This window comes from Flavobacterium sp. TC780 (assembly GCF_056783245.1).
This window is the reverse complement of sequence record NZ_JBXBAV010000096.1, coordinates 1-3,913: the sequence shown is the minus strand read 5'-3', so window position 1 is coordinate 3,913 and position 3,913 is coordinate 1. Positions and strand designations below refer to the sequence as shown.

Annotated in this window: 4 protein-coding genes; all 4 read right to left on the bottom strand. The window is 34.4% G+C overall.

From position 1 onward, the window contains the following. Positions 1–101 precede the first annotated feature (101 nt). Positions 102–1,394, bottom strand: coding sequence for a flexirubin biosynthesis putative acyl-CoA ligase FlxY (flxY, locus tag AC1RYN_RS10365; protein ID WP_481806919.1), 1,293 nt, complete (start codon positions 1,392–1,394; stop codon positions 102–104). Next, the gene (locus tag AC1RYN_RS10360; protein WP_481806918.1) at positions 1,391–3,061 is read right to left on the bottom strand and encodes a C45 family autoproteolytic acyltransferase/hydolase; all 1,671 of its coding nucleotides are present in this window, start codon (positions 3,059–3,061) and stop codon (positions 1,391–1,393) included. Before AC1RYN_RS10360 ends, flxY begins: the two co-directional genes overlap by 4 nt. A 235-nt stretch (positions 3,062–3,296) precedes the next feature. Then, positions 3,297–3,509, bottom strand: a complete 213-nt coding sequence (locus AC1RYN_RS10355) for a hypothetical protein (RefSeq protein WP_481806917.1) — start codon at positions 3,507–3,509, stop codon at positions 3,297–3,299. A 69-nt stretch (positions 3,510–3,578) separates the two neighbouring features. Continuing rightward, complete coding sequence (locus AC1RYN_RS10350) at positions 3,579–3,752, bottom strand: hypothetical protein (protein WP_481806916.1); 174 nt, start codon at positions 3,750–3,752, stop codon at positions 3,579–3,581. Positions 3,753–3,913 lie beyond the last annotated feature (161 nt).

Sequence of the window (3,913 nt, the reverse complement as noted above, 5' to 3'; positions counted from 1 at the left end):
TGTCATCTACTGGTTTCAGTACGTATTGCTAAGGTTAATACATGCTCCTGTTGTTAGGGAGGCAGCACCTCCTTTGTACCTCAGAACCTTAGTTCCTTGTCCTAAGAATCTCTGTTGTCAAAAAACCGAATTGGTTTACGACTCATTGGGTTAAAAACCAAAGGGTTTAGTATTTCTTTTGAAGTAAATTCTATTTTTGGAGTTACTCTTAATTTGGCTCTAAAGTGGTCTTTGATTTCTTGCAACAATTCATTCGATTGACTTTTTACAGCAATCTTAATCAGGATCTCGTCTGTTCCTAAATCATTGGTAGATATTTCGATGATGTGATTTTCGATAGCATCAAAATCACTTAAAACATCATTCATTGCAGGCGGATAAAGGGTTGTTCCTTTGTATTTTATCATTTGTTTTTTGCGTCCGATGACTGGGCCTACACGCAACGTGTTTCTTCCACAAGCACAAGGAGTGTCGTGTAATTGAACGATATCACCAGTTTTAAAACGTAATAAAGGCATGGCTTCGATTCCTAAAGTGGTAAAAGTAAGTTCACCAACTTCGCCATTTTTTACTCGATTGTTGTTTTCATCAAGAACTTCTACAATGATTAATTCGGGATGATGATGTCCTCCGTTTTCGTGCTCACATTCGGTAAAAGCAGTGCTCATTTCGGTTGAAGCATAAGTCGAGAACAACTTGATATTCCATTTGTCAGTGATTTTTTTAGACAAAATATTCATCGAAAAATCCTGATTTCTTAATGATTCACCAATACAAATGGCACCTTTTATACTCGAATTATTATAATCAATATTATGATTTTCGGCATATTCAATCAGTTTTAGCAAAAATGAAGGAACCGTTATCAAATAAGAAGGATTGTATTTTAAGATAGAATCCCATTGTAATTCAGGTATTCCTGCCCCAACGCGGATTGCACCAACTTTTAATTTTCGTAGTCCCAAAAAGTAAGCTAATCCAGCCATGAACTTACGGTCAATTGTGGTCATGAGCTGTACAATATCGCCTTCTTTAATCCCTGCACAATCAAAAGAAATAGCCTCATTATAAGCCAATCTGTCTAAATCGGCATCGGTTAAACCAAACGTTACAGGATCACCTAAAGTCCCTGAAGTAGTTGCGAAATCGATGATTTTAGAAACTGGAACACACAGAAAATCATCGTTATTGTTTTGAAGATCTTCTTTGGTGGTAACAGGCAAAAGTTGAAGGTCTTCCAATGTTTCGATAGCAGAAATGTCAATTTTTTTCTTTTCAAAAAGGTCTTTATAATAAGGAGATTTCTGACTGATATAAGTCAAAAGTTCAGTTAATTTTTTCTCTTGAAAAATTTTAATTTCTTCTAAAGAACCTTTTTCTATTTCTGGAATCATTGTAACTTGCTTTTGATTTTTTTAATGTATTTTTCGACTTTCTGTTTCTCAGGAAGAGTTGTAATTTCTTTTGTCAATGCTTTTTCAAAGTGATTTTGTGCCAAAGTATATTCTTTTTTCTGGTAAAAATACAATCCCACTTTGTAATAAACTACCCAGTAATCTGGATTTAAGGATTGATATTCCTGAATAAACTCAGATGAAATGGTGTCTTTTTTCTTTAAATAAGAATCGATTTTTTCATCTTCAATTCTAAATTTCTGATAATTTTTAAATTCGACTGTAGCCAAAAAAGGATCCTTTGCAATATTTAATTCACTTTTAGACAAAGATACAATTGTATCTGTTTGCTCTCGATTTTTAAATATTTTATTCAAGTCGTAACAAACAAATTCGCCTAATTGGTACGGATTAGCAGAAACCCAAACTAACTTTTCTTCGGGTTTAAAAATTATACCGTGATGAGCCATTAATTGATTCAGCGATTTTTCGTTACCATAACCTAATTTAATGTTCTCCAGACCATCTTTGTTTCTAAGAATTTCGGATGCCTTTTTAGGATTTACTTTTGGAGTTTCTCCAAAAAGTTCTACCATTCTATCATATCTATATTTTGAATGACTGTTGAGAATTTGATTCTCATTTCGTTTGTCATTTTTTAAAGCATCACTCTGAAAGTGATTGGAACAAATAAGCTGATTGTTATTCGGAACTTCATAAACTCCAAATTTGTTTGGAGAAACTTCTATTAAAACAGCTTTGTTATCGTTGGCACTTCCTACCATAATTGACTCGGAAACAAAAACAGTTGTTCTTTTTGCAATAGCAATAGCTTCATCAATATTGGTAGCATATTGGAGGATTTCACGAGTGAGAATAGAAATTGGAGTTTTTGCAATTAGCGGGATTTTTGATTTTCCAGCATTTATGGTTACTGTTAATCCTTCCTGATTCATTCCTGAAACAGCTCCAATCATTCCTGGCCAGGTTACCATCATAAACGGATGGCCTGTTTTTGGTTTTATAAAAGCTACTATTTTGTCTTTCGCGAAAGCGTCATTTACATAAAAATCAAAATTGCGCCCAAGGATTAAATTTCCATCTTCTGATTTTTCTCCCCAAGCTGCAAATGAAGAACAGCCTACCAATGCTAAATCTTGTAGCGCATGACCGATATCGTGTGCTGCATGTAAATACAAATTGCGTAAATACTGTGATGCGATTGCATCGTAATCATGAGATGTATATTGAGAAACACCGTAAATTTCGGTTTGATATTCTTCGGGGACATTGAGGTATAATTTCCTGTTGTACCATTTTAAAAAGTTTCGAAGCATATTTTGCTTAAACTTTGAGGGTACTATATCTTTAATTTTAGAGAAAAATATGCGTTCTTGTTTCTTTAAAAGAGAGTCGGTTAATGCTCCTGAATTAAGACCGATTTGATAAGCATCTCCTTCTACATAAAGTTCCCAAAGGCCTTGTTTGTTTTTTAAGAAGAAGTTGTTTCCTGATGAAAACACCGAATCGGATTGTTTTTTTATGATAGGTAAAACGGTATCATAATTTGCTATAATGGGCTGATGATGCATTGATTTTGAAGTGCCACAAGAGAGCAACACCAACAAAAAACCGATTAAGAATACAATCAGAATTCGCTTTTTCATAATCAAAATTATTCAGAGGCTTGATTGATTTTGGTTACTAGATATTCTTTCCCAACTATTTCTGGAGCAAGTAACAACGGCGCCAATAGTTACGCCCAAAACGCCATGCATATTAATACTTTGTCCCGTTAAATACAGGTTATTAAGTTTGGTTTTGGAAGCAATAAATGATTTCATCGGATTATTGGAATCTTTGATATAGCCATACATATTACCATTATGTCCACCAATATAATCACGATAAGAAAACAGGGGTAGAGGTGTGTATCGATTGGATACATTCTTTTATTCCGGGAAATTTTATCTCAATTTCGTTTAAAAATTTGGTTGCTTTTCTAGATTTAAATTCATCATAACTTTCGCCACGGCCATTTTTTTCGGCAGTGGTATTAAAGGTATCTGCCCAAGGTAATAAATCGTCGAACTTCATGTAGGTAATAAAAGTCATACCATCGGCCCATTCTTCCTCTTCTTAGATGCGTTCATTGATGCCATATATGCTTTTGGCCAGGAGTTTTCAGTCGTACTCATGCGCTGTCCAAACATCATTACTATTTTTAAAATGATAGTAGTTATGATTTATGTATTTAAAAGTATTTGGCTTAAAAAACCAAGTACAAACTAAAGGCAAAATTACCCCTTCAGAGTTGGATTCGGCTGTAAAATGATTTTCTGAAATTTTCTTCGCCAACCATTTTTAACGTGGTTTTTGGTTCAATGTTAGAGATGAAGTAAGTTCCAGAAGCCTCAGTTTGGGGGTTTACTTTCATTGTGACTGAGGTAACATTACTGTCCTCGACATTAAAACGAATTACTTCGGTGCTGCCTCCCTAACAACAGGAGCGTGTCTGA